20 protein-coding genes and 1 tRNA gene are annotated in these 25,864 nt (G+C 70.8%); 15 read left to right on the top strand and 6 right to left on the bottom strand.

Annotated elements, in window-relative coordinates; translation table 11 throughout:
* The 9 genes from OG259_RS26640 to OG259_RS26600 all read left to right on the top strand — a co-directional run bounded on the left by OG259_RS26640 (position 1) and on the right by OG259_RS26600 (position 10,962).
* Positions 1–1,161 carry an acyl-CoA dehydrogenase family protein gene (locus tag OG259_RS26640; protein ID WP_266892127.1) on the top strand — a complete coding sequence of 387 codons (1,161 nt, stop codon included), beginning with the start codon at positions 1–3 and terminating at the stop codon, positions 1,159–1,161.
* Positions 1,162–1,256: 95 nt separating this feature from the next.
* Positions 1,257–2,117, top strand: a complete 861-nt coding sequence (locus OG259_RS26635) for a siderophore-interacting protein (RefSeq protein ID WP_328944547.1) — start codon at positions 1,257–1,259, stop codon at positions 2,115–2,117.
* 188 nt (positions 2,118–2,305) lie between these two features.
* The gene (locus OG259_RS26630; protein ID WP_328944546.1) at positions 2,306–3,769 is read left to right on the top strand and encodes a pyridoxal phosphate-dependent decarboxylase family protein; all 1,464 of its coding nucleotides are present in this window, start codon (positions 2,306–2,308) and stop codon (positions 3,767–3,769) included.
* Positions 3,756–5,039, top strand: a complete 1,284-nt coding sequence (locus OG259_RS26625) for a lysine N(6)-hydroxylase/L-ornithine N(5)-oxygenase family protein (RefSeq protein WP_328944545.1) — start codon at positions 3,756–3,758, stop codon at positions 5,037–5,039. The genes OG259_RS26630 and OG259_RS26625 overlap by 14 nt, the downstream gene beginning before the upstream one ends.
* The gene (locus tag OG259_RS26620; protein ID WP_328944544.1) at positions 5,036–5,566 is read left to right on the top strand and encodes a GNAT family N-acetyltransferase; all 531 of its coding nucleotides are present in this window, start codon (positions 5,036–5,038) and stop codon (positions 5,564–5,566) included. The genes OG259_RS26625 and OG259_RS26620 overlap by 4 nt, the downstream gene beginning before the upstream one ends.
* Positions 5,563–7,350 carry an IucA/IucC family protein gene (locus tag OG259_RS26615; RefSeq protein ID WP_328944543.1) on the top strand — a complete coding sequence of 596 codons (1,788 nt, stop codon included), beginning with the start codon at positions 5,563–5,565 and terminating at the stop codon, positions 7,348–7,350. Before OG259_RS26620 ends, OG259_RS26615 begins: the two co-directional genes overlap by 4 nt.
* Before the next feature lie 296 nt (positions 7,351–7,646).
* The gene (locus OG259_RS26610; protein ID WP_328944542.1) at positions 7,647–8,078 is read left to right on the top strand and encodes a hypothetical protein; all 432 of its coding nucleotides are present in this window, start codon (positions 7,647–7,649) and stop codon (positions 8,076–8,078) included.
* A gap of 13 nt (positions 8,079–8,091) precedes the next feature.
* Entirely contained in the window at positions 8,092–10,389 is a 2,298-nt protein-coding gene (locus OG259_RS26605) for a hypothetical protein (RefSeq protein ID WP_328944541.1), read from the top strand.
* 204 nt (positions 10,390–10,593) lie between these two features.
* A complete protein-coding gene (locus tag OG259_RS26600) occupies positions 10,594–10,962 on the top strand; it encodes a hypothetical protein (protein WP_328944540.1) in 369 nt (122 codons plus the stop codon).
* Between the two features lie 201 nt (positions 10,963–11,163).
* Here the strand turns inward: OG259_RS26600 and OG259_RS26595 are convergent, their stop codons facing one another.
* On the bottom strand, positions 11,164–12,813 hold the full coding sequence (locus tag OG259_RS26595) for a beta-N-acetylhexosaminidase (RefSeq protein ID WP_443052018.1): 1,650 nt from the start codon (positions 12,811–12,813) through the stop codon (positions 11,164–11,166).
* Positions 12,814–12,999: 186 nt separating this feature from the next.
* On the opposite strand from OG259_RS26595, the gene OG259_RS26590 reads away from it, so the two are divergent.
* Together OG259_RS26590 and glmS are read left to right on the top strand one after the other, a co-directional pair.
* Entirely contained in the window at positions 13,000–13,275 is a 276-nt protein-coding gene (locus OG259_RS26590; RefSeq protein ID WP_266892140.1) for a hypothetical protein, read from the top strand.
* A gap of 70 nt (positions 13,276–13,345) precedes the next feature.
* Entirely contained in the window at positions 13,346–15,163 is a 1,818-nt protein-coding gene (glmS, locus tag OG259_RS26585; RefSeq protein ID WP_328944538.1) for a glutamine--fructose-6-phosphate transaminase (isomerizing), read from the top strand.
* A 135-nt stretch (positions 15,164–15,298) separates the two neighbouring features.
* Here glmS and OG259_RS26580 read toward each other — a convergent pair whose 3' ends face one another.
* On the bottom strand, positions 15,299–15,862 hold the full coding sequence (locus OG259_RS26580) for a GPR1/FUN34/YaaH family transporter (RefSeq protein ID WP_266892144.1): 564 nt from the start codon (positions 15,860–15,862) through the stop codon (positions 15,299–15,301).
* Positions 15,863–16,092: 230 nt separating this feature from the next.
* Positions 16,093–16,614: a universal stress protein gene (locus tag OG259_RS26575; RefSeq protein ID WP_030213404.1), complete on the bottom strand. Its 522-nt coding sequence runs from the start codon at positions 16,612–16,614 to the stop codon at positions 16,093–16,095.
* Between the two features lie 344 nt (positions 16,615–16,958).
* Here OG259_RS26575 and OG259_RS26570 point away from each other — a divergent pair, with 344 nt between their 5' ends.
* The 4 genes from OG259_RS26570 (at position 16,959) to OG259_RS26555 (ending at position 19,998) form a co-directional block, all read left to right on the top strand.
* Positions 16,959–17,345, top strand: coding sequence for a hypothetical protein (locus OG259_RS26570; protein ID WP_328947339.1), 387 nt, complete (start codon positions 16,959–16,961; stop codon positions 17,343–17,345).
* A gap of 435 nt (positions 17,346–17,780) precedes the next feature.
* Positions 17,781–18,950 (top strand): helix-turn-helix domain-containing protein, encoded by a 1,170-nt coding sequence (locus OG259_RS26565; protein ID WP_266892148.1) that lies wholly within the window; start codon positions 17,781–17,783, stop codon positions 18,948–18,950.
* 254 nt (positions 18,951–19,204) lie between these two features.
* Positions 19,205–19,807: an oligoribonuclease gene (gene orn / locus OG259_RS26560; RefSeq protein ID WP_328944537.1), complete on the top strand. Its 603-nt coding sequence runs from the start codon at positions 19,205–19,207 to the stop codon at positions 19,805–19,807.
* Between the two features lie 118 nt (positions 19,808–19,925).
* Positions 19,926–19,998: transfer RNA gene (locus OG259_RS26555), tRNA-His, on the top strand.
* 48 nt (positions 19,999–20,046) lie between these two features.
* On the opposite strand, the gene OG259_RS26550 is transcribed toward OG259_RS26555, so the two are convergent.
* From OG259_RS26550 to OG259_RS26540, 3 genes are all read right to left on the bottom strand, one after another.
* On the bottom strand, positions 20,047–21,393 hold the full coding sequence (locus OG259_RS26550; RefSeq protein WP_328944536.1) for an endo-1,4-beta-xylanase: 1,347 nt from the start codon (positions 21,391–21,393) through the stop codon (positions 20,047–20,049).
* A complete protein-coding gene (locus tag OG259_RS26545) occupies positions 21,378–24,023 on the bottom strand; it encodes a cellulose binding domain-containing protein (protein ID WP_328944535.1) in 2,646 nt (881 codons plus the stop codon). The genes OG259_RS26550 and OG259_RS26545 overlap by 16 nt, the downstream gene beginning before the upstream one ends.
* Positions 24,024–24,325: 302 nt before the next feature.
* Positions 24,326–25,861 (bottom strand): glycoside hydrolase family 18 protein, encoded by a 1,536-nt coding sequence (locus OG259_RS26540; protein ID WP_328944534.1) that lies wholly within the window; start codon positions 25,859–25,861, stop codon positions 24,326–24,328.
* Positions 25,862–25,864 lie beyond the last annotated feature (3 nt).

Here is a 25,864-nt window from a genome sequence, read left to right as displayed (position 1 = left end):
ATGTCCCTCGACCACCGGCTCTCCGCAGAGCACGAGGAACTCCGCCGTACCGTCGAGGCGTTCGCGCACGACGTGGTCGCGCCGAAGATCGGCGACTACTACGAGCGGCACGAGTTCCCGTACGAGATCGTCCGTGAGATGGGCCGTATGGGCCTGTTCGGGCTGCCGTTCCCCGAGGAGTACGGCGGCATGGGCGGTGACTACCTGGCGCTCGGCATCGCCCTGGAGGAGCTGGCCCGGGTCGACTCCTCCGTCGCGATCACCCTGGAGGCGGGCGTCTCGCTCGGCGCGATGCCCGTGTACCTCTTCGGTACGGACGAGCAGAAGCGCGAGTGGCTGCCGCGGCTCTGCGCCGGCGAGCTGCTCGGCGCCTTCGGCCTGACCGAGCCGGGTGCCGGCTCGGACGCGGGCGGGACCCGTACGACGGCCGTGCGCGACGGCGACCACTGGGTCATCAACGGTTCGAAGTGCTTCATCACCAACTCCGGTACGGACATCACGGGTCTGGTGACGGTCACGGCGGTCACCGGCCGCAAGCCGGACGGCCGTCCGCTGATCTCCTCGATCATCGTCCCCTCCGGCACGCCCGGTTTCACCGTCGCCGCTCCCTACTCGAAGGTCGGCTGGAACGCCTCGGACACCCGTGAGCTGTCCTTCGACGACGTCCGCGTCCCGGTGGAGAACCTGCTGGGCGAGGAGGGCCGCGGGTACGCGCAGTTCCTGCGGATCCTGGACGAGGGCCGGGTCGCGATCGCGGCGCTCGCGACGGGTCTCGCGCAGGGCTGTGTCGACGAGTCGGTGAAGTACGCGAAGGAGCGTCACGCCTTCGGCCGACCGATCGGCGACAACCAGGCCATCCAGTTCAAGATCGCCGACATGGAGATGCGGGCGCACATGGCCCGGATCGGCTGGCGGGACGCGGCCTCGCGACTGGTCCACGGCGAGACGTTCAAGAAGGAGGCGGCGATCGCGAAGCTGTACTCCTCCACGGTGGCCGTGGACAACGCCCGCGAGGCGACCCAGATCCACGGCGGCTACGGCTTCATGAACGAGTACCCGGTGGCCCGCATGTGGCGCGACTCGAAGATCCTGGAGATCGGCGAGGGCACGAGCGAGGTCCAGCGGATGCTGATCGCGCGGGAGTTGGGCCTGCAGGCCTGACCCGGCCGACCCGGCGAGGAGGGCCCGTCACCCCGAGGGGGTGGCGGGCCCTCCCCCTTTACAGGGGTTTATGAGGTTAGGCTAACCTACCTTTCATGACGAACTCCGAGACCGCCCCCTTCCAGTTCTTCCACCTCCAGGTGGACCGGACCCGGCGGCTCGGCCCGTCCCTGGTCCGCGTCACCTTCACCGGGGACGAGCTCAAGAACTTCGCCGCCGGCGGCCGCGACCAGTCGCTCTCCCTCTTCCTGCCGCACCCCGGCCAGGACGCACCCGCCCTGCCGCCGCTCGACGACCCGGACATGTACGCGATCCTCGGCGCCTGGCGCGCGATGCCCGACGACGAGCGGGCCGTGATGCGTTCGTACACCGTCCGCGAGCAGCGCACCGAGCCCGAGCACGCCGAGAACGCCGTCGACATCGACTTCGCGATCCACGAGGACGGCGGCCCCGCCTGCCGCTGGGCCTCGCGGGCCACCCCCGGCGACCGGGTGGTCGTCCTCGGCCCGGCGATCGCCGAGAACACCGGTGTCCGCTTCCGGTTGCCCGAGGACGCCGACTCCGTCCTGATCTGGGCGGACGAGACGGCCCTTCCGGCCGCCTCGGCGATCCTGGAGTGGCTGCCGGCCGAGACCCGCGCCCAGGTGTTCCTCGAAGTGCCGTACTCCGGCGACCGTACGGAACTGGCGACTCAGGCGGACGCGACCGTCACCTGGCTCGTACGCGAGGAGGGGGCGCCGTCCGCCGTGGACGCGGTGCGCGGGGTCGAGCTGCCCGGGGAGGCCCCGTACGTCTGGATCGCGGGCGAGTCCGGTGCGGTGAAGGCGCTGCGCCGGCATTTCGTGCGGGACCGTGAACTCGACCGCCGCCGGGTGACGTTCGTCGGCTACTGGCGCAAGGGCCTGTCCGAGGACGCACTGCGCGAGGTTCCGGACGAGACCCAGGAAGACGCGTAGCCGGAGTCACACGCCGCCGTTCCGGACACTACGGGCGATACGCGCACCAACTGCCGTGACTCCTGAGGGGCGAGGGGCCGTTGCGGTGAAAAGTTAGGTTAGGCTAACCTTGTTTTCACCGCGTCGCCCCTCGCCCCTTTCCCCTGTCCGGAGGGCGCGACCGAGCCCCGTACCGGGAGGCCCCCCACATGCGCTCGCACCTGCTCAACGACGCCACGGCGGAGAGCTACCGGCGCTCCGTCACCGAAGGAGTCGAGCGGGTGGCGGACAAACTCGCCACGACGCGAGGTCCGTTCACCGGAGTGACCCCCGCCGAGCTCGCGCCCGTCATCGACGCCGTCGACCTCGACAAGCCGCTCGGTGACTCCTCCGCCGCCCTGGACGAGCTGGAGAGCGTCTACCTCCGCGACGCGGTCTACTTCCACCACCCCCGCTACCTGGGCCACCTCAACTGCCCGGTGGTCATCCCGGCCGTCCTCGGCGAGGCCGTCCTCTCGGCGGTCAACTCCTCGCTCGACACCTGGGACCAGAGCGCGGGCGCCACCCTCATCGAGCGCAAGCTCATCGACTGGACCAACGGCCGCATCGGCTTCGGCCCCGCCGCCGACGGCGTGTTCACCAGCGGCGGTTCGCAGTCCAACCTCCAGGCCCTGCTCCTCGCCCGCGAGGAGGCGACAGCCGGGCGGGGCGGGTGGGAAGGACCAGCCGACCTGTCGAAGCTCCGGATCTTCTCCTCCGAGTGCAGCCACTTCAGCGTCCAGAAGTCGGCGAAACTCCTCGGTCTCGGCATGGACGCCGTCATCTCCATCCCGGTCGGCCGCGACAAGCGGATGCAGTCCGTCGTCCTCGCCGCCGAGCTGGAGGCCTGCCGCGCCGAGGGCCTCGTCCCGATGGCGATCGTCGCCACCGCCGGCACCACCGACTTCGGCTCCATCGACCCGCTACCCGAGATCGCCGCCCTGGCCGACGAGTACGGCGCCTGGATGCACGTGGACGCCGCCTACGGCTGCGGACTGCTCGCCTCCCCGACCCGCCGCCACCTCCTGGAGGGCATCGAGCGGGCCGACTCGGTCACCGTCGACTTCCACAAGTCCTTCTTCCAGCCGGTGAGTTCCTCCGCGATCCTGGTCCGCGACGGAGCCGCCCTGCGGCACGCGACCTACCACGCCGACTACCTCAACCCGGCCAGGACGGTCGCCGAGCAGATCCCCAACCAGGTCGACAAGTCCCTCCAGACCACCCGCCGCTTCGACGCGCTCAAGCTGTGGATGACCCTGCGCGTGATGGGCGCCGACGGTGTCGGGCAGCTCTTCGACGAGGTCTGCGACCTGGCCGCCGAGGGCTTCGCGCTGCTCGCCGCCGACCCGCGCTACGACGTCGTGGTCGAGCCGCAGATCTCCACCCTCGTCTACCGCTACATCCCGGAGAACGTCGCGTCCCCCGAGGACGTCGACCGGGCCAACCTGCACGCCCGCAAGGCCCTGTTCGCCTCCGGCGAGGCCGTCGTCGCCGGCACCAAGGTCGACGGCCGCCAGTACCTCAAGTTCACCCTGCTCAACCCCGAGACCACCGCGGCCGACATCGCCGCCGTCCTCGATCTGATCGCCGGCTACGCCGAGCAGTACCTGGGAGAGACCCTTGTCCACGCCTGAGACGACCGAGATCCACGACTTCATCGGCATCGGGCTCGGTCCGTTCAACCTCGGACTCGCCTGCCTGACCGAGCCGATCGACGAGCTGAACGGCCTCTTCCTGGAGTCGAAGCCCGACTTCGAGTGGCACTCGGGGATGTTCCTCGAAGGCGCCCACCTCCAGACCCCGTTCATGTCGGACCTGGTCACGATGGCCGACCCGACCTCGCCGTACTCCTTCCTCAGCTACCTGAAGGACAAGGGCCGACTGTACTCGTTCTACATCCGCGAGAACTTCTACCCGCTGCGGACCGAGTACAACGACTACTGCCGCTGGGCCGCCGGGCGCCTCTCCTCGATCCGCTTCTCGACGACCGTGGCGAACGTGACGTTCGACGAGGCCACCGAGGTGTACGTGGTGACCACCGAGGCCGGAGAAACGTTCCGCTCGCGCCGTCTGGTCCTCGGCACCGGCACCCCGGCGTACGTCCCCGAGACCTGCCGGGGCCTGGGCGGCGACCTGATCCACAACTCGCGCTACCTCCCGAACAAGGAGGAGCTGCAGAAGAAGAAGTCGATCACCCTGGTCGGCAGCGGCCAGAGCGCCGCCGAGATCTACTACGACCTGCTCAGCGAGATCGACGTCCACGGGTACAAGCTGAACTGGGTGACCCGCTCCCCGCGGTTCTTCCCGCTGGAGTACACCAAGCTCACCCTGGAGATGACCTCCCCGGAGTACGTGGACTACTTCCACGCGCTGCCCGAGCAGACCCGCTACCGCCTGGAGACCCAGCAGAAGGGCCTCTTCAAGGGCATCGACGGCGAGCTGATCGACGCCATCTTCGACCTGCTCTACCAGAAGAACCTCGACGGCCCCGTGCCCACCAGGCTCCTCACCAACTCCGCGCTGCACGCCGCCGCGTACGACGACACCAGCGGCACGTACACCCTCGGCTTCCGCCAGGAGGAGCAGGAGAAGGACTTCACCCTGGACACCGAGGGCCTGATCCTCGCCACCGGGTACAAGTACACCGTCCCCGCCTTCCTGGAGCCGGTCCGCGACCGCCTCAACTGGGACGGCCAGGGCCGCTTCGACGTGGCCCGCAACTACGCGATCGACACGACCGGCCGCGGGGTCTTCGTGCAGAACGCCTCCGTGCACACCCACTCGATCACCTCGCCCGACCTCGGCATGGGGGCGTACCGCAACGCGTACATCATCGGGGCGATGCTGGGCTACGAGTACTACCCCGTCGAGAAGACCATCGCCTTCCAGGAGTTCGCCGCATGACCGTCCGCTTCCGCCCGCTCGATCCCCTCAAGGACGCGGAGCTGCTCCACGCCTGGGTCACCCACCCCAAGGCCGCCTTCTGGATGATGCAGGACGCGAGCGTCGAGGACGTCGTGCGCGAGTACACGGCCTTCGCCGCGCACCCGCACCACGAGGCGTTCATCGGCCTGGTCGACGGGACGCCCGCGATCCTCATGGAGCGCTACGACCCCGCCCACCTGGAGCTGGTCGGGCTCTACGACCCGCAGCCCGGCGACGTCGGCATGCACTTCCTCGTCGCCCCGACCGACACCCCCGTGCACGGCTTCACCCGCAAGGTCATCACCGCCGTGATGGCGGAGCTGTTCGCCGACCCGGCGACCGCCCGCGTGGTCGTCGAGCCGGACGTGTCCAACAAGGCCGTCCACGCGCTCAACGAGGCCGTCGGCTTCGTGCCCGAGCGGGAGATCCAGAAGCCGGAGAAGAAGGCCCTGCTGAGCTTCTGCACCCGGGAGCAGTTCGAGGCCGCCGTGGGAGCCGCCGTATGAGCACCGCCGATGTGACGAACCCCGTCGCCCACCTCACCCCCGAGCTCTGGGCGGACGCCAACCGCGCGCTGATCCGCAAGGGCCTCGCGGAGTTCACCCACGAGCGGCTCCTCGACCCGCGCGAGCTCGGCGAGAGCCGCTACGCGGTCCTGTCGGACGACGGCGCCACCGAGTACCGCTTCACCGCGGACCGGTACGCCCTCGACCACTGGCAGGTCTACCCCGACTCGATCAGCCGCCACCGCGGCGACGAGCAGCTCCCGCTGGACGCGCTCCAGTTCATCACCGAGCTGCGCGGCGCCCTCGGCCTGAGCGACGAGGTCCTGCCGGTCTACCTGGAGGAGATCTCCTCCACGCTCGCCGGTACGGCGTTCAAGGCGACGAAGGAGCCGGTCACCTCCTCCGAGCTGACCCACGGCGGCTTCCAGGCGATCGAGACCGGGATGACCGAGGGCCACCCCTGCTTCGTCGCCAACAACGGCCGGCTCGGCTTCGGCGTCGACGAGTTCCGCGCGTACGCCCCCGAGGCCGCGAGCGAGATCCACCTGATCTGGCTGGCGGCGCGGCGCGACCGCACCACCTTCACGGCCGGCGCGGGCATCGACTACGAGACGTTCGTCCGCGCGGAGCTGGGCGACGCGACGGTGGACGGGTTCGCCGAGACGCTGAAGGCGCGCGGCCTGGACCTGGCCGACTACCTCCTCATGCCGGCCCACCCCTGGCAGTGGTGGAACAAGCTGTCCGTCACCTTCGCCGCCGAGGTCGCGCAGCAGCGCCTGGTGTACCTGGGCGCGGGCGACGACACGTATCTGGCGCAGCAGTCGATCCGTACGTTCTTCAACACGACGGACCCGGCCAAGCACTACGTGAAGACGGCGCTCTCGGTCCTCAACATGGGCTTCATGCGGGGCCTCTCGGCCGCCTACATGGAGGCCACCCCGGCGATCAACGACTGGCTGCACACCCTGATCGAGTCGGACGCGACCTTCCGGTCGGCCCGCTTCTCGATCATCCGCGAGCGGGCGGCCGTCGGCTACCGGCACCTGGAGTACGAGGCGGCGACGGACCGCTACTCGCCGTACCGCAAGATGCTGGCGGCGCTCTGGCGGGAGTCGCCGGTGCCGACCCTCGCCGAGGGCGAGCGGCTCGCGACGATGGCCTCCCTCCTCCACGTGGACCACGCGGGCGCGTCGTTCGCGGGCGCGCTGATCAAGGAGTCGGGCCTGGAGGCCTCGGTCTGGCTGCGCAGCTACCTGGACGCGTACCTCCTCCCGGTCCTGCACAGCTTCTACGCGTACGACCTGGCGTTCATGCCGCACGGCGAGAACGTGATCCTGGTCCTCGACGAGCGCGGCACGGTGTCGCGGGCGATCTTCAAGGACATCGCCGAGGAGATCGTCGTCATGGATCCGGCGGCCGTCCTGCCTCCGGCGGTGGAACGGGTCCGTGCGGACATCCCGGAGGACATGAAGCTCCTCTCGGTCTTCACGGACGTCTTCGACTGCTTCTTCCGCTTCCTGGCGGCGACGCTCGCCACGGAGGGCGTCCTCGACGAGGACACCTTCTGGCGGACGGTCGCGGAGTGCGTGCGCGGCTACGAGCAGTCGAAGCCGGAACTGGCGGACCGCTTCGCCCAGTACGACATGTTCGCGGAGACCTTCGCCCTCTCGGCCCTCAACCGCCTCCAGCTCCGCAACAACAAGCAGATGGTCGACCTGTCGGACCCGTCGGCGGCCCTCCAGCTGGTCGGCGACCTGGTGAACCCGATCGCGCGGTTCGCGTAACGACGGACGTCTCGATCTGCCCGACATGTACCGGACCACCCTGCGGCCTCGGCAGCAACGGATGTGTTCCCCGGCCGAAGCCGTAGCGGGGGACACATCCGGGCCACGCTCCGAGAGGCGAAAGACGCCACGCTGGGCAGCGGCGCCAAGGAACTCGGCCGCACGACGGCGACTCCCCGCACGACCCCGGGGCCGTGCGGCCGGAAACCGCCCTACCGCGGGCGGCCCCGAGCGTTCGTCCGATTAGCATCGCTCCCCGGCAGCACCTGACGGGGACCGAGGGGATGAGGCGCGGCATGTCGTTCGACGAGGAGTGGGCGGTCGACAAGGCCGCCGCGACGGACAACGCCCGGATGCGACTCAATCAGGCGGCCCCGTCGGCCGGAGGCCCGGGTGGTGCCGGCAACGCCGATCTGAGCGTGTCTTCGGATGAACTCGGCGCCATCGGCGGCGACGCCTACGTCCTTCGTGAACGGCTCGCGAAGGACGGGGACCACGCACGGCCGGGGACCTTCGACGCGGCGATCGCGCTGACGAACGGAAACTTCGGCAGCGGCTCGGCGCTGCTCACCGTTCACGACCGCTGGAACACCCAGCTCCGCACCCTTCTCGACGCCTGCGCGCAGATCTCCAACCACCTGGACTACTCGGCCGCCTCCCACGCCAAGGAAGAGCAGGACATCGCCGCATCGCTCTCCGTGGCCACCATCAGCCGACACTTCTCCTAGAGGCAGCCGAACCATGACGGAACCGCGATTCGACGATGTCTACCACGCCCCCCTGGAGAAGCTGAAGAGCGCCGCGGACGCCTGGTCGGAGATGACGGGCAAGCTGGACAAGCTGGCCGAGGACGCGAGTACGGGCATGCGGACCAAGGCGCACAAGGCGGACTGGCGCGGTGTCAACGCCGAGGTCACCAAGCCCTTCGTCGACAAGACCGCGAAGGAGTTCGCGGACGCCGCCGCAGCGGCGAAGGGCATGCACCAGATCCTCGCCGACGGGCACACCACCATCAAAGCGGTGCGCGACGCGCTCAGGCGGATCGTCGAGGAGGAAGCTCCCGCTGCCGGACTGCGGGTCGACAGCGAGGGCAAGGTCAGTGCAGCCGACCCGCTGGCGAACCACTACCGCGAGTGGCACAACGACCCCGACTACGAGGGTGCCGTTCAGCGCGAGAAGGCCAAGATCGTGGCCATGCAGCAACGCGTCGACAGACTCGTGGAGGACGCGGCGGACGCCGACGACTCACTCGCGCGGGCTCTGCGGGCCAACAGCCCCGACGAGCACGACTTCCGTGCCCCGAAGTACCGGACGCTCGACCAGGAGCAGGCCGACCGGGCCGCCACCCTGATGAAGCAGGTCACCGGCGACGGCGGGACCGCGCGCAATGTGGAAGCCCTGCGCGAGCTGGAGGAAGTGCTCGACGACAACCGCAACGATCCCGAGTTCGCGGTGTCGTTCTACCGGGGAATCGGCCCGGAGGGCACTCTGCAGTCGTACGCGAGGCTGTCCCTCGACTCGACCGGACTCGGCCCCGCGGGACAGGACCGGGCCGCGCTCGTCGCCGGCATCCAGGGCGACATGGGGAACATCCTCGGCCTGGCCACCCAGAAGAGCACTCCCGGGCACCTCGACGCGGCATGGACCGCCGACCTGATGCGGGCGGGCCGCAAGGAGATGGACATCACCGGCATCTCCGGAGTCAACTCGCGCGTGTACGGCTACCAGGCGCTGGGTGCGCTGCTGCGCGAGGGCACCTACGACACGGAGTTCCTGACCGGCGTCGGCCGGGACATGGTCGCGATGGACCGTAAGGACCCCAAGGCCTGGGAATGGGGTCTGCCGCACAACATGGAGCAGAGGCTCAACCTCGGTGAGGAGGGCGGCAAGGGCTTCTACCCGCTCACCGGTCTGATGGAGGCTCTGAGCAACAACCCGGAGGCGGCCACGGCCTTCTTCAACGAGCCCGTGCGTCAGGACAGCAACGGGGACGGCATCGTCACGAAGGCCGACAACGCCGTCGACGGCGTGCACGGCAAGCCACGGGGCATGGTCGACTACATGCTCGACCAGCGGCCGGCCGTCGACTGGTACGACGCGCAGTCCCTGGGAGGGGGCGACGGGGCGCAGGCCGCGGTGGGCGACGCCCTGGAGACCGCCGTCACCCACCGTCCCCCGGGCGACCTGGACGAGACGCCGGTGAAGCACACCCAGGCGATGGCCGACGTCCTGGAGCGCGTCGTGGCCAAGATCGGTGAGAACCCGGAGCTGGTCGTGGAGAAGCCCGGCGACGACCCCGCTCCGCTGCGGGAGCTGTCCGGCCACTTCGGCCGGATGGCGGCCGAGTACATGCCGGACTTCCAGGCGTCGGCGGAGAACGGGGCCGACATGATCAAGCCGTTCGGCGCGGCGGCCGAACTCGACAAGTCCCAGATGGCCCGCTTCCTCGGCGCGGTGGGCCAGGACCCGAGCGCCTACGGCGCGATCACCAGCGCGCAGCAGGCGTACACGACGGCGTTGGTCCACGACGTCCTGACGCACCGTGCCGAACACAGCGAACTCGACGCGGCCATCGGCAACGCCGTGCACCCGGGCGGCGAGATCGCGGGCATCATGTCGGAGGCACGGGCCCAGGCCGTCCACGAGAACCAGCTCCACGAGGACGAGGAGTTCAACAAGGCCGCGGCGGAGGAGGCCAAGTGGGTCAACCGCGTGATCTCCGCGGCCGGAGCCAAGTACCTGGAGATGCTTCCGCTGGCGGGCGACGTGGTGGGCTGGATCCAGGAGGACGTGACGGAGTCGGTGCTGGAGACCGGTAAACAGGACAAGGCGGATGAGTCCCGCCGGGAGTCGTCCGATGGTTACGCCGACGCCGAGAAGGCGGCGAAGGCGTCCGCCTCGGCCGCGGTGGCGGCCGCTGCGCGTGATACGGATCTGACTGCCACGGACATCAAGGACCTCCAAGGCGTGGCGTCGACGAAGACGGCAGCGGCTCATTCCATCGGGCGGGACCTGGTGGCCACGGAAAGGGGACACTAGGTGAGCGGGCAGCGTATGCGGGTGGTCGCTGCGGGCACGGCCGCCCTTGTCGGTGTGGCCTTGCTGAGCGGCTGTTCCTCGCCTCCGGAGAAGCGGAGGGCGGAGGTCCCGGCACGGTTGTGCTGGGGCGCGTTCGCGGGTTCGGAGGTGGATCCTTTCCTGCCCGACGGGGAGAGGGTCAGTTCTGATGCACGGACGCCCTTCGTGCTGTACGGAATCAGGAAATCGGCGACCTGTGTCGTCTACCTCGACGGCAACAACCACTTCATGGCCACCGCGGACCGGGAGCCCGGGGCCTTCGACCTGGACTGGAGCACCTGGGAGAAGGCCGGAGGCGCCCCGCTCGACGTGGGTGAACAGGGCCTGATCTGGAACTCGGGGACGGTGACGTACTTCTTCTGCGAGAAGCCCGACTCCCGGGACAAGATCGAGCTCCACCTCTCCGCCACCATTCGAGACGACGTCCCGAAGGCACGACGCCTCCTCACCGAACTGACGAAGAAGTATCTGGTCTTCGCCAAGAAGGAGTTGGGCTGCTCGGCGGCTCCGGAGGCGAGCCCCTCGGCGCAGTGACGAACCGCCAGGTTGCAGCCGCCGTCCATGCAGCGGGCCGCGGAGACCGTCCCCCCTGCGCATGCAGTCGTCGAACCGTCGCGCCGGATACGCGCACGGCGCGCACCCGAGGACGACGAGTTCGGCGCCCCCTGATCGTCGCACCACACACGGAACGCCCGGCCAGGAAACCCGGCCGGGCGTTCCGCGCGTACGGACGGGCTACTCCGCCGGCCAGGGCACCTCCGGCGAGCGGTAGTAGTCGATGCCCAGCGCGTCGAACCGCGGGGCCTGCTCCGCGAGCCGCACCTTGTACGTCTCCCAGTCGTGGCTCTCCGCCGACGACCAGCCCAGCTCCGCCACGCCCGGCAGCCTCGGGAAGGCCATGACGTCCAGGTCGTCCGTGGTGGCCAGGGTCTCCGTCCACAGGGGCGCCTCGATGCCGCGGACGGCGCTCTCCGGCGCGCCCGGCAGATAGGTGGCCGGGTTCCAGTCGTACGACTTCCGGACCTCCACGTAGCCCGCCCAGGCGAGGCCGAGCTCGGTGTCCTTGGTGTACTTCATGTCGAGGTACGTGCGGTCGGCGGGCGAGAGGATCAGCCCGGCGCCGCCCCGCGCGGCGGCCGCGACCCGCTCCTTCTCCTCCATGGGGGTGCGGTCGAGGCCCCAGTACTGGACGAGGGCGCCTTCCGCCGGGGTCGTGCCGGTCAGCTGGTGCCAGCCGACGACCTTCTTGCCGTACTTGGCGACGACCGGCTGCACCTTGTCCATGAAGGTCACGTAGTCCGCGTGGCTGGTGGAGTGCGCCTCGTCGCCGCCGATGTGGATGAACCGGCCGGGGGTGAGCGCGGCGATCTCGCGGATCACGTCGTCGACGAAGTCGTACGTGACGGGCTTCGGGACGCAGAGGGAGCTGAAGCCGACCTTGGTGCCGGTGTAGAGCTCCGGGGCGACGCCGTCGCAGTTGAGTTCGGCGTAGGAGGCGAGGGCGGCGTTGGTGTGGCCGGGGAGGTCGATCTCGGGGATGACCTCCTGGTAGCGGGAGGCGGCGTACCGGACGATCTCCTTGTACTGCTCCTTGGTGTAGTAGCCGCCGGGGCCGCCGCCGACCTCCGTGGAGCCGCCGTGGGTGGTGAGCCGGGGCCAGGAGTCGACGGCGATGCGCCAGCCCTGGTCGTCGGAGAGGTGCAGGTGGAGGGTGTTGACCTTGTAGAGCGCGAGCTGGTCGATGTACCGCTTCACCTCGTCGACGGTGAAGAAGTGGCGGGAGACGTCGAGCATGGCGCCCCGGTAGCCGTATCGCGGGGTGTCGGTGATCGTGCCGCCCGCGATCTTCCAGGGGCCGGTCTGGACGCTCTTGCGCTCGACGGCGGAGGGCAGCTGCTGGCGCAGGGTCTGGACGCCGCGGAAGAGGCCGGCGGGTTCGCGGGCTGTGAGGGTGAGGCCGTCGGGGGTCGAGCTGAGCCGGTAGCCCTCGTCGCCGAGCGCGGTGTCGTCGGGGCTGAGCCGGAGCCGGATGCCGCCGCCGGCGGCGGGGTCGTCGACGACGGGCAGCGGGAAGCCGGTGGCGGGGCGGAGCAGTCCGGCGAGGTAGCGGCCGAGCTCCCGGGTCTCGGGGCGGGTGCTGTCCACGCCGATGCGGGTGGTGGGGGTGAGGGTGTAGGGCTCGCCCTCGGGGGTGACGGAGGCGGGTACGGGCACGATGCGGCCGAGCGGGCGGACCTCGGGCTCGGCGGCGGCGGTCCTGCCGTCGCCGCTCTTGTCGTCGGTCGTGCTGTCGGCGGCGGCCTCGCCGCAGCCGACCCCGGCGGCGGCGACCAGGAGCAGGGATCCGATCAGGCGCGGGATCCTTCGGCGCTGGCTCACAGGCATGCTCCCCTTCGGGCGTTGGACGCGTCTGTCGAGTTGTATATCCGAACCGTCACCATGCGTACCGTCGGGGCCCCCATCGGTCAAGGTCTGGACCAATCGCCGCCGAATCCGGGTGGATCATGGCATGCTTGCCCGATATCGGGCAGGATTCTTGCGAAAGGACGCGGAACACCTCAGTATTCACGGGTGCTCGAACGCCGCCCGTCGCACGACGACCTCATCGACCACCTGGTCCGCAGCACCGCGCTCCAGCGCGGTGAGGCCGCCCGGGTGGTGCTCGACGTGCTGGCGTACTTCGACGAGACGACCGAGGAGTTCGTCCGCCGCCGCCATCGCGAACTGCAGTCCGGCGGGGCCGTGAACACCGAGATCTTCGAACGGATCGCGGCCGAACTGCCACACCGGGCCGTGGCGCCACCGGAGCTCTCGCTCCGGCAGCTGCGCCGCATCGTCTACGGCTGACACGGCCGAGGGCACGCCGGACCACCCGGACGGCCGAGAACATCCACTGACCTGGAGGGGTTTCACCTTTATGTGCGGAATTGTCGGTTACATCGGAAAGCGCGACGTCGCCCCCCTGCTCCTTGAGGGCCTGGCGCGTCTGGAGTACCGGGGATACGACTCGGCCGGCATGGTCGTCACCAGCCCGAAGGCCTCCGGCCTGAAGATGGTGAAGGCCAAGGGTCGCGTCCGTGACCTCGAAGCCCGTGTCCCCAAGCGCTTCACCGGCACCACCGGCATCGCCCACACCCGCTGGGCCACCCACGGCGCGCCGAGCGACGTCAACTCGCACCCGCACCTGGACCCCGAGAACAAGGTCGCCGTCGTCCACAACGGCATCGTCGACAACGCCCAGGAGCTCCGCGCCAAGCTGGAGGCCGACGGCGTCGTCTTCGCCTCCGAGACGGACACCGAGGTCATCACCCACCTCATCGCCCGCTCCCAGGCCGAGAGCCTGGAGGAGAAGGTCCGCGAGGCGCTCAAGGTCATCGAGGGCACCTACGGCATCGCCGTGATGCACGCCGACTTCAACGACCGCATCGTCGTGGCCCGCAACGGCTCGCCGGTCATCCTCGGCATCGGCGAGAAGGAGATGCTCGTCGCCTCCGACGTCGCCGCCCTGATCGCCCACACCCGCCAGGTCGTCACCCTCGACGACGGCGAGATGGCCACCCTGAAGGCCGACGACTTCCGCACGTACACGACCTCGGGCGCGACCACCACCGCCACCCCGGAGACCGTGGAGTGGGAGGCCGCCTCGTACGACATGGGTGGCCACGACACCTTCATGCACAAGGAGATCTCCGAGCAGCCCGACGCGGTCGACCGCGTGCTGCGCGGCCGCATCGACGACCGCTTCTCCACCGTGCACCTGGGCGGCCTGAACCTGGACCCGCGCGAGGCCCGCACCATCCGCCGCATCAAGATCCTCGGCTGCGGCACCTCGTACCACGCCGGCCTCATCGGCGCCGGGCTCATCGAGTCCATGGCCCGCATCCCCGCCGACGCCGAGCCGGCCTCGGAGTTCCGCTACCGCAACCCGGTCGTGGACCCCGACACCCTCTACATCGCCGTCTCCCAGTCCGGCGAGACCTACGACGTCCTCGCCGCCGTCCAGGAGCTGAAGCGCAAGGGCGCCCGCGTCCTCGGCGTGGTCAACGTGGTCGGCTCCGCCATCGCCCGCGAGGCCGACGGCGGCGTGTACGTCCACGCCGGCCCCGAGGTCTGCGTCGTCTCCACCAAGTGCTTCACCAACACGGTCACCGCCTTCGCGCTGCTCGCCCTGCACCTGGGCCGCATCCGCGACCTGTCCGTCACCGACGGCAAGCGGATCATCGAGGGCCTGCGCAAGCTGCCCGCGCAGATCCAGGAGATCCTCGAGACCGAGGACGAGATCAAGAAGATCGCCGCGGAGTACGCCGGCGCCCAGTCGATGATGTTCATCGGCCGCGTGCGGGGCTACCCCGTCGCCCTGGAGGCCTCCCTGAAGCTCAAGGAGATCTCCTACATCCACGCCGAGGCCTACCCGGCCTCCGAGCTGAAGCACGGCCCGCTCGCCCTCATCGAGCCGGCCCTGCCGACGGTCGCGATCGTCCCCGACGACGACCTGCTGGAGAAGAACCGCGCCGCCCTGGAGGAGATCAAGGCCCGCAGCGGCCGCATCCTCGCGGTCGCGCACCAGCCGCAGGCGAAGGCCGACCACACCATCGTCGTGCCGAAGAACGAGGACGAGCTGGACCCGATCCTGATGGGCATCCCGCTCCAGCTCTTCGCCTACCACACGGCGCTCGCCATGGGCCGCGACATCGACAAGCCGCGCAACCTGGCCAAGTCCGTCACGGTCGAGTAGCAGCGACCTCGGGGCCTGTCCCCCCGAGCCGCGCCGCCGGGCCTGTCCCCCGACGGTTCGACCGGACACGAAAGCGGTCCCCGTGCATCCCAGGTGCACGGGGACCGCTTTTCACCTTTTCGCCGTCTCGTACGGTCAGCTCGCCGCCGCCGCGCTGCGGCTCGCCCGTCCGAGTGCGGTCGGCCAGCCCGCGACCGCCGCCGTGGCGCCGTACCAGGCGATCAGGCCGGCGACCGCCGCCACCCAGCCGCCCGCCTTCGCGAGCCCGCCGTTGTCGGCGAGCGCCCCGATGCCGAGCAGCAGGAGCGCGACGAACAGCAGCCCGTACACGCCCTGTCCGAACATGCCGCCACCCTTGGCGGCCATGGTCAGCGTGAGCGCCAGGAGCGCCCACAGGAGCAGGAAGACGCCCACGGCGTCGGCCGAGGCGCCGCCGCCGGCCGCGGTTCCCCAGGTGAACCAGAAGGCGCCGAGCGCCGCGAACGCCGTGCCCTCGCCCTTGTCGCCCGCACGGAGGGCGAGCAGGCCGACGAGGAAGAGCGTCACCCCGCCGACCCAGGTGGCGAGGCCCGCGGCATCCGCTGCCGCGACGTTGTCGATGACACCCGTACCGCCCAGGCCGAAGGCCAACAGGGTCAGTCCGAGTGCGAGGTTGCCGAGAGTGGAGGTGGTGTTTCCCGCGGCGACTTCGTTGTCCACGGCGGGCTCCCTTCAGATGCGCAGGTGTCCTGCGTGAGCTGCTGTGTTCCGGTGACCCTTATGTACCCTTCACAAGCGCACAATTCACCTACGAGAGGCTGAATTTATGGCCGGATGACGGCAGTTGGGAGAAACACCTGACGGGCCGTACGAGACGGGGGCGGCGTCCGGGAGCGGCGCCGATGGGGCGGCTTCCGCGGGGCGGCGTCCGAAAACGGCGTCCGGGAGCGTTACGGGATGACGATCACGGGCCGCTTGGCGCGGCGCGCGAGCCGGCCGGCCACCGAGCCGAAGATCCGGCCGACGATTCCGTGCGTGGAGCCGACCACGATCGCGTCGGCCGAGTACTCGCGGCCGACCTCCTCCAGCTCGTGGCAGATGTCCCCACCGCGCTCGACGAGGATCCAGGGCACCTCGGAGAGATGCTCGGCGCAGGCCAGCTCCAGACCGAGGACCTCGGTGCGGTGGTCGGGCACGTCGACGAAGACGGGGGGCTCGCAGCCGGCCCACACCGTGGTGGGCAGCCGGTTGGCCACGTGCACGATGATCAGGCCCGAGCCGGAACGCCTGGCCATGCCGATGGCGTACGCGAGGGCGCGCTCACTGGACGTGGATCCGTCGAAGCCGACGACGACACCGTGCCGGAAGGCCGGGTCGCAGGCGTGACGTGGCTGTTCGACCGCGAGGGGGTCGACCGTGGAATCGGCGACGCGCTTGCGGTCCGCGGGTTCGGGGAATTCGTGACCGGCCATCGGTGTCTCGGCGAAGAGGGTCCTCGTGGGAAGGGACGGGAAACGGAGGGGACGGAACAACGGGTGGCGGCGGAGCTGTGTCCGGGAATCATCTTCCCAAGCCCATACCCCCAAGGGTACGGCGACACTCCTCTCCTGCCCAGAGCCCGCCGTGCCACTCCCCGGCGTGCGCCCCGCTCACGCGTGGCGTTCCAGGGAGCATGCCCGAGCGGCTCGGGATCTGGCAATGCCGGTTGTGCCCTACAGGCGTCCGTACGGGGGCCAAACGGACGTCGCCGAGAGTGACCGCAGCGTTCCGCTTCTCGTTGCCACAGGTCCAGCCCACCGTCGCAGGGAGACCGCCCGTGCCCGCACCATCGACCGCCGCCGGCCAGACCTCCACCGCCCCCACCGCCGTGCTCGCCGTGCCCCGCGGCCGCCGCCGGGCACCCGTCCTCGGCCCGGCCGCCCCCGCGGACCCGGATCCGGGCAACGGTCCGGGAGCGGCGGGGGCGGTCCCGCGCGCCGGGGCCGGCGCGGGCGCGGCGGACCAGGCCGACGACGTCGTCCGCTGGGCGGTCTTCTGCTGCGTGCTGGTCCCGGTGGTCCTGGTCGTCTACGGCAGCTCGCTCGGCGGGGCCGCCGGGGCCGCCCTCGGCCTCGTCGCGGTGACGGCGGCCTGCCGGGTGCTGCTGCGCCGCTCGGAGCGCGGGCTGCGCGGCCGGCCCGTCCGCGGCAGGCGGCGCGGCTAGGGGGGGTAAATCGGTCCGAATCGGGGCGTCGACCGGGCCCGCCCCTCCTGGAGTTGACAGGTTCGTACACCCGAGCCCATATGTTTTCAGCCAACTTCCATCCGTCGGCGAGTCCTTGGCGGAACGGTTGCCCAACCCTGCTGCCGACACCCGAAAATGCCCCGCCACAAGGGCTCGCACCCCCCGCGTACGGGGGCGTTCGCCACGCCACCCCTTCCCCCGGGGGCCGTCGGACGGAAGACTTCGCGATCGATCGCTTCACGCCAAGTGGCCTTGTCGACAATCCATCGGATGGAGAACTTGTCACGCCGGCGCCACCGGACGCAGTAGATTCGATCATGGGTACCGAAGACTGGGGTCTCGTGCAAAACCGAGGGGAAACGTGCAGGAGCGACACGACCAGGGAGACGCGAACACCGAGGGGGGCTTAGCGTCATGAGCCAGGACTCCACCGCACCGGAGGCCGCACGGAAGCTGACCGGGCGCCGCCGTCGCGAAGTCGTCGCGGTGCTGCTGTTCAGTGGCGGCCCCATCTTCGAGAGCTCCATCCCGCTCTCCGTTTTCGGCATCGACCGGCAGGACGCCGGAGTGCCCCGCTACCGGCTGCTCGTCTGCGCCGGTGAGGACGGACCGCTGCGGACCACCGGTGGACTCGAACTGACCGCGCCGTACGGCCTGGAGGCCATCGGCCGCGCGGGCACCGTCGTCGTCCCGGCCTGGCGGTCGATCACCTCGCCGCCACCGCCGGAGGCGCTCGAAGCGCTGCGCCGCGCCCACGAGGAGGGTGCGCGGATCGTCGGTCTGTGCACCGGGGCGTTCGTGCTCGCCGCGGCCGGTCTGCTCGACGGCCGCCCGGCGACCACGCACTGGATGTACGCGCCGACGCTCGCCAAGCGCTACCCGTCGGTCCATGTGGACCCCCGGGAGCTCTTCGTCGACGACGGGGACGTACTGACCTCCGCGGGCACGGCGGCCGGAATCGATCTGTGTCTGCACATCGTGCGGACCGACCACGGCACGGAGGCCGCGGGCGCCCTTGCGCGCCGGCTGGTCGTCCCGCCGCGGCGCAGCGGCGGTCAGGAGCGCTACCTCGACAGGTCTTTACCAGAGGAGATCGGCGCCGACCCGCTGGCCGAGGTCGTCGCCTGGGCGCTGGAGCACCTCCACGAGCAGTTCGACGTGGAGACCCTGGCTGCCCGCGCGTACATGTCACGGCGGACCTTCGACCGCCGGTTCCGCTCGCTGACGGGTTCGGCCCCCCTCCAGTGGCTGATCACCCAGCGGGTGCTCCAGGCGCAGCGGCTGCTCGAAACCTCCGACTACTCGGTCGACGAGGTCGCGGGCAGGTGCGGCTTCCGGTCCCCGGTGGCGCTGCGCGGCCACTTCCGGCGCCAGCTCGGCTCCTCGCCGGCCGCCTACCGGGCGGCGTACCGCGCCCGGCGGCCGCAGGGCGATGCCGTCACGGCGGTGCTCGACCCGGTCGTGCCCGCCCAGGTCGCGGCCGGCATCCGGCGCCCGGGTTCCCCGCTGGACCCGGGGAAGCCGCAGTCCGACGCCTACGCCCCCGGGCGGCCGGCGCTCCCGGGCCAGCGCAGCGCGCCGTAACCGAAGACCCGCGCGGCCACAAGCGGCGCATCGCAGGACCGACGGGCGTCCGGGGACACCTCCCCCGGGCGCCCGTCGGCGTGCCCGGGGACGGATCAGGGGTGCCCATGGGACGGACCAGAGGTGCCCCGGGACGGATCAGGCCTCCCCAGGCCTGTGCTCCGGCCCGCTCCGGCCACCTCGGGCCCGGGCTCCGGCCCGCTCCGGCCCGCTCGACCTGCTCAGGCAGGGGTAAGAGCCCCTAAGGTGGACGCATGAACGATCGCATGGTGTGGATCGACTGCGAGATGACCGGGCTCTCGCTGACGGACGACGCACTCATCGAGGTGGCCGCACTGGTCACCGACTCGGAACTGAACGTGCTCGGCGACGGGGTGGACATCGTGATCCGCCCGCCGGACGCGGCCCTGGAGACCATGCCCGAGATCGTGCGCCAGATGCACACGGCCTCGGGGCTCCTCGACGCGCTCGCCGAAGGCACCACACTCGCCGACGCGGAGGCCCAGGTCCTCGCGTACATCCGCGAGCACGTCAAGGAACCCGGCAAGGCACCCCTGTGCGGGAACTCGGTCTCCACGGACCGCGGCTTCCTCGCCCGGGACATGCCCGCCCTGGAGAGCCACCTGCACTACCGGATCGTCGATGTCTCCTCGGTCAAGGAGCTGGCCCGCCGCTGGTACCCGAGGGCGTACTTCAACAGTCCGGAGAAGAACGGCAACCACCGGGCGCTCGCCGACATCCGCGAGTCCATCGCGGAGCTGCGCTACTACCGCGAGGCGGTCTTCGTCCCGCAGCCCGGCCCGGACTCCGAGACCGCGAAGCGGATCGCGGCCCGGCACGTCGTACCGTCCGAATGACCCCCTCCGCGTAGGGCCGCTCGCGCCCCCGAATCAATGCGGGCGCGAGCACCCTCCAGAACCCTGTAGACTTCTTCTCGGCCGGTCGGGGAAACCTTCGGGAACACCGCCGGACATGGTGGGTATAGCTCAGCTGGCAGAGCACCTGGTTGTGGTCCAGGATGTCGCGGGTTCAAGTCCCGTTACTCACCCTGATGGCTCAGGCCCCGGTTCGAAAGAACCGGGGCCTGAGTCTTTTCCTACGTTCCCGGCGTGCAGGCGGGGGCGGCCGGGGGCGGGTTGGTGCCCGACCAGGAGCCGTTGAAGCCGAAGGCGACCGAGCCGCCCGGCGGGACGGTCGCGTTGTACGAGAGGTGCGAGGCCGTCACCTCCGCCCCGGCCTGGGCGACCGTCGCGTTCCACGCCTGGGTGACCCGCTGGCCGGCGGGCTGCGTCCAGCGGACCGTCCAGCCGTTCAGCGGGGCCGTACCCGTGTTCCGGAGGGTGACCTGGGCCGTGAAACCGCCCGTCCACTGACTGGTGACGGCATATGTGACGGAACACACACCCGGGGCGGGTGGGGTCACCGGGGCGAGTGTCTCGGCGATCCCGGCGTACGCGGGCTTGGGTGCGAGGTTCTCGTCGTACGGCGTCGCCGCGCCCTGGCCCGGGAAGAAGTCCGGGATCCAGGAGTCCGAGTCGGTGAAGCCCCAGACCGTGACGCCCGCGCAGCGGGTGACGGCGAGGCAGGCCCGCAGGACGGAGGCGTAGTCCGCCTTCTGCTGGGCCGGCTTCGCGTCCGTCGCGGGCAGTGGCATCCGGATGTCCAGCTCGGTGATCGCCACGTCCACGCCGAGTTCGGCGAAGCGGCGCAGGTTGGCCTCCAGGGAGGCGGGGACCTGGCCGAGGACGAGATGGGCCTGGAAGCCGACCCCGTCGACCGGCACGCCCTGCGCGAGGAGCCGCTTCACCAGGGCGTACATGCCGTCGCTCTTCGCGCCGACGGCGTCGGTCGAGTAGTCGTTGAGGTAGAGCTTCGCGGCCGGGTCGGCGGCGCGGGCCGCGCGGAAGGCGTCCGCGATGTACGACTCGCCGAGGGCCGCGCCCCAGAGGGACTGACGCAGGGTGCCGTCCTCGTTCAGGGGTTCGTTGACGACGTCCCAGTGGTCGATCCGGCCCCGGTAGCGGCCGGCCTCGGCGGTGATGTGGTCGGTCATGAGGGTGCGGAGCCGGGCGGCGCTCCAGGTGCCGCTCGTGAGCCAGCCGGGGAGCTGGCTGTGCCAGACGAGGGTGTGGCCGCGCACCTGCTGGCCGTGGGCCTCGGCGAAGGCGACGAGGCGGTCCGCGCCGGTCCAGTCGTACGTGCCCCGCGCGGGCTCCACGGAGTCCCACTTCATCTCGTTGCCGGGGGTGAGGGAGCCGAACTGGGCCCCGGCGACGTCCGCGTACCCGCCGGTGAGCTTCCCCGCGGTGACGGCGGTGCCGACGTAGACGCCGCGGGCCGCGGCGAGGTCCCGCAGCGGGGTGTCGGCGGCCGAAGCGGGGGTGGCGGTGGTCGTGAGGACCGCGGCGAGCAGGGCGGCGCCGGTGATCAGGCGACGGAGCACGTCGCACCTCCGAGGGTGAAGGCGGCCGGTACGGGGTTGGTGCCGGTCCAGGTGCCGGTGAAGCCGAAGGAGGCGGAGGCTCCGGCGGCGACGGCGCCGTTCCAGCCGACGTTCTGGGCGGTGACGGCGGTGCCCGTCCGGACGGGGGTCGCGTTCCACATCTGGCCGACGCGCTGGCCCGCCGGGTAGTCCCAGCCGAGCTTCCAGCCGGTCCAGGCGGTGGTGGAGGTGTTGGTGAGGGTGACGTCGGCCTGGAAGCCGCCCTGCCACTGGTTGGTCACCTTGTACGCGACCTTGCAGGCGCCGGTGGGCGCGGGCGGCTCGGTGGTGCCGCCGCCGTCACCGCCGCCGGTCTCGCTCGTGTCGCCGTAGATGATGCCGCGGCCGTTGGTGGAGACGTACACCCGGCCGTAGACACGGGGGTCGCCGGTGATCGCGCCGCCGGTCCAGCCCCACTGGTGGGCGTCGTCGTTGACGCGGACCCAGCTCGCGCCCGCGTCGGTGGAGCGGAAGATGCCGCGTACGCCGCCGATCTTCGCGCTCGTGTAGAGGGCGGGGTACGTGGCTCCCGGGGCGGCCTTGCCGAAGCCGATGGTGTCGGCCTGCTCGACCCCGGAGACCCGGGTGAAGGTGACGCCGCCGTCGGTGGAGTGCCAGAGGCCGTAGGTGGCGTCGGGGGCGCCGCCGGAGAGCCAGAGGTCGCCCTTCCTGCCGGGGACGGCCTTGAAGCGGACGTCGCCCTTGGCGGGGAGGCCGGTGGCGCGGGCGGTGAAGCTCGCACCGCCGTCCGTACTGGCGTAGAAGGTGCCGGACTTGACGGCGTAGAAGGTGAGCGGGTCGACGCGGTCGGACTCGACGGTCGCGCCGGCCGGGACGCCGGTGGAGGCCGTCCAGGCGCTGCCGGTGCCGGTCTGGACGCCCGTACCGTCCGGGCTCCAGACGAAGCGGCTGCCGTCCGCCGACGCGGCGACCGTGCCGCCGCCGGTGACGCCCGAAGGTTCCTGGCCGGCCCGCCAGTTGGTGCCGTTGTCGGTGGAGAACGCGACGCGTGGGCCGCCGTCGAGGTTCCCGGCGCGCACGACGGTGTCGGGCTTGGTCTCGGCGAAGTCGACGCTGGTGGTGGAGGTGAAGTTGGGGCCGGTGAACATCATCGACGGGACCTTGGTGAGGTCCGTGTGCCGGAAGCCGCCGATGTCGCCGAGGGCGCTGATCAGCGGGGCCCCGGAGGGCGGAGAGGCCAGGTCGAGGACGGCCGTCTCCTCAAGGCCCCGGACCATGGGCCGGATGGTGAACTTCGTGCCGGTGTCCCACTTGCCGAGGTCCTGGGTGCCGTACACGGTGGCGCCGGTGCCGTACATCATGCGGTTCGAGTCGAAGGGGTCGATCTCCAGGGCCTCGGTCATCCAGCCGAGCTTCGGGGTCTGCTCGGGCGGGGCCGGGTCGGCGCCCCAGGTCAGCCAGGGCACGGAGGAGACGTCCATCGTGTAGCGGTCGGCGCGGTTCGGGTACGAGGTGTAGTCCCAGGCCCTGGTCCAGCTGCCGCCGCTGTCGGTGGAGCGGAAGATCTGGGTGTCGGGGAACCAGGAGCTGTAGCCGGAGACCATGACGGTGCCGGGGTTCTGCCGGTCGACGGTGAGTCCGCTGAAGCCGTAGTAGGTGTCGGCCTCGGCGACGGGGCTGATGTCCGTCCAGGTGCCGGTGGCGGTGGCGTACCGCCAGACCTGGCCCTTGGCGCCGTCGTAGGGGCCCGCCGTGTCGCTGTACGCGAGGTAGAGGTAGCCGTTCTCCGCGTCGAGGACGCCCTTGTGGGCCAGGTGGCCGGTGGGCTGGCCGGGGAGCCGGGTCCAGGTGGCGCCGGCGTCGGTGGAGCGGTAGACGGCGTTCTGCTTGTCGCCGACGCCGACGTAGAGGGTGCCGGTGGCACTGCCGGCGGTGCCGGTGGACTCGTCGAAGGTGACCCAGACGATGCCCTGTTCGTCGGAGTTGTAGCCGCTGGTGTCGGTCGGGTCCTGCTGGTGGTTGCCGGGGTTGGTGAAGGAGGTGACCTTCGACCAGGTGACGCCGGAGTCGGTGGAACGCCAGAGGCCGTTGCCGCTGGGGGTGCCGAGGTAGAGGACGCTGTTCTTGTGCGGGTCGACGGCGAGGCGCTCGCCCATGCCGCGGCCCGGCATGTTGCCGCCGAGCTTGAAGGGGAGGTCGGTGCGCTGCCAGGTGGCGCCCCGGTCGGCGGAGCGGAGGACGGCGCCGTTGCCGGGGTCCCAGTCGTTCGTGTACGTGCCGACCGCCGCGTACACCTTGTCGGGGTCGACGCTGTCGGAGGCGAGACCGACGACCCCGGTGTGGCCCCAGTGGTCCCAGTCGACGGCGTCGAGGAGCGGGGTCCAGGAGGAGGCGGCCTGGTTCCAGCGGTAGGCGCCGCCGATGTCCGTGCGGGCGTAGACGAGGTTCTTCTCGGTCCGGTTGAAGACGATGCCGGGGACGAAGCCGCCGCCGTCGACGCGGACGTTCTTCCAGGTGTAGGAGGCCGCTGTTGCGGCAGCGGGGGTGGGGGCGGCCGTGGCGGGTGCCGCCCCCGTGAGGAGGCCCGCGGTGAGGGCGAGCCCCGCGAGCAGATGGCGTGTGCTGCGCATGGATATCCCGTCGAAGATTGAATGGGAGCGCTCCCACTATTGAGGTGGTGTCAGAACACGGTCAAGGTCCGGGGATCGTCGAAGACGTTCGACGGGGTCGAGCTGCCGCGGGGCCGCGCGGGGCACGCGATCGGGTGCTTCGCCTGGCGGCGCGCGGACACAGGAGTGCGCGCCCCGGCCGGGAGGTGGGGTGGCTCCGGCCGGGGCGCGCGGTGTGGGGGGCGCGATGGCTCCTGGGGCGGACCGACTGGTCCGGGGGGTGCTGTCCTGGGCTGCTTGTCCGGGGGCTGCTTGTCCGGGGGCTACTTGTAGGCGGCGAAGGCCTTCGTGAAGGCCAGCGGCTGCTGGAGGATCGAGGAGCAGGTGGCGTCCGCGTAGTTCACCGCGCCGGACGCGCACTGCTTGTCCCGGGTCGAGGACCACATCGAGAGCCAGCCGATGCCCTTCGACTTCGCGAAGTCGACGAGCTGGGTGGCGTCGTCGACCTTGAAGATCTCGCTCGCGACGTCGTTGACGCCGATCATCGGGGTGACGGCGACGGCCTTCCAGGCGGCGGCGTCGGAGAGCCCGAGGACGCCCTTGATCTGCGCCTGGGTCGCGGTGGCGGCCTGGATCGCGTAGGTGCCCATGTCGGCGCTGTACGCCGGCCCGTAGTCCATCGCCATGATGTTGACGGCGTCGATGCGGACCCCGTTCCGCTTGGCGTCGGCGAGCAGGTCGACGCCCGGCTGGGTCAGGCCCTCGGGCATGACCGGCAGGGTGAAGGAGACGTTCAGGCCGGGGTGGGACTTCTGGAGCTGGGCGATCGCCTGTGAGCGGCGGGTGTTGGCGGCGGTGTCCGGCAGGGCCGCGCCCTCGACGTCGAAGTCGACCTTGGTCAGCTTGTACTGGTCGATGACCTTGCCGTACGCGGCGGCCAGCGCCGAGGACGAGGAGCAGTTCAGGGCCAGCTCGTGACCGGCGGCGCCGCCGAAGGAGACCCGGACGTCACCGCCCTTGGCGCGCAGGGCGCCTATCTGGGCGGCGACCTTGTCGCTCGCCAGGTCGGTGACCCCGCCCCACAGCGGGGCGCAGGAGCCGCCGGAGGTGATGAAGGCGAGGTTGAACTCCTTCACACCGGTGGCGTCGGCGGTCGCGAGCAGGTCGTACGTCGGGTAGAGCGAGGTGTCGACGTACGGGGCGTACTTGGCGGCGGTGACGGGCGCGCCGGTCGCGGTCGCCGTGGGTGTCGGGGTGGGGGTGGCGGTGGGGGTCGGGGGCGCCGTGGTGGTGGCGGTGGCCGTCGGCTTGGGGCTCGTGGTGGCCGTGGCGGTCGGCTTCGGGCTCGTGGTGGCGGTCGCCGAGGGGGAGGCGGTGGCGGTGGGCTGGTCGGTGGGGCGGCCACTGGGGGTGGGCGCGGTGCCTCCCGCGGAGCAGGTCGCCTTGTTGATCAGGCAGTTGGCGGGGTCGCCGGCCTGTCCGGCGGCGGAGGTGACGAAGCCGACGGTGACGGACTGGCCGGGCGCGAGCTGCTTGTTCCAGCTCGCCGGCTTCACGGTGACGTGGCTGCCGGAGACGGTGTGCTCGCCGTTCCAGAGGGAGCCGATGGTCGTCCCGGCCGGAAGGTCGAACTCCAGGGTCCAGTCGGACTGGGCGGCGGAGGTCTCGTTGGTGACGACGTACTGGCCGGTGTAGCCGCCGGTCCAGGAGCTGGTCCTGGTGTAGGCCGCGCCGACCGCGGCGGCCTGGGCCGTACCCGTGAGCGCGAACGCGGCGCCGCCGACGACCGCGGCGGCGACGACCGCTCCGACGACCTTGGTCCTGGTGCTCGCCCTGCGCCGGTGCGAACTGGTGCCCATCGC

This window comes from Streptomyces sp. NBC_00250, from assembly GCF_036192275.1.
Lineage (GTDB): Bacteria > Actinomycetota > Actinomycetes > Streptomycetales > Streptomycetaceae > Streptomyces.
This window is presented reverse-complemented; position numbering and strand designations above follow the sequence as displayed.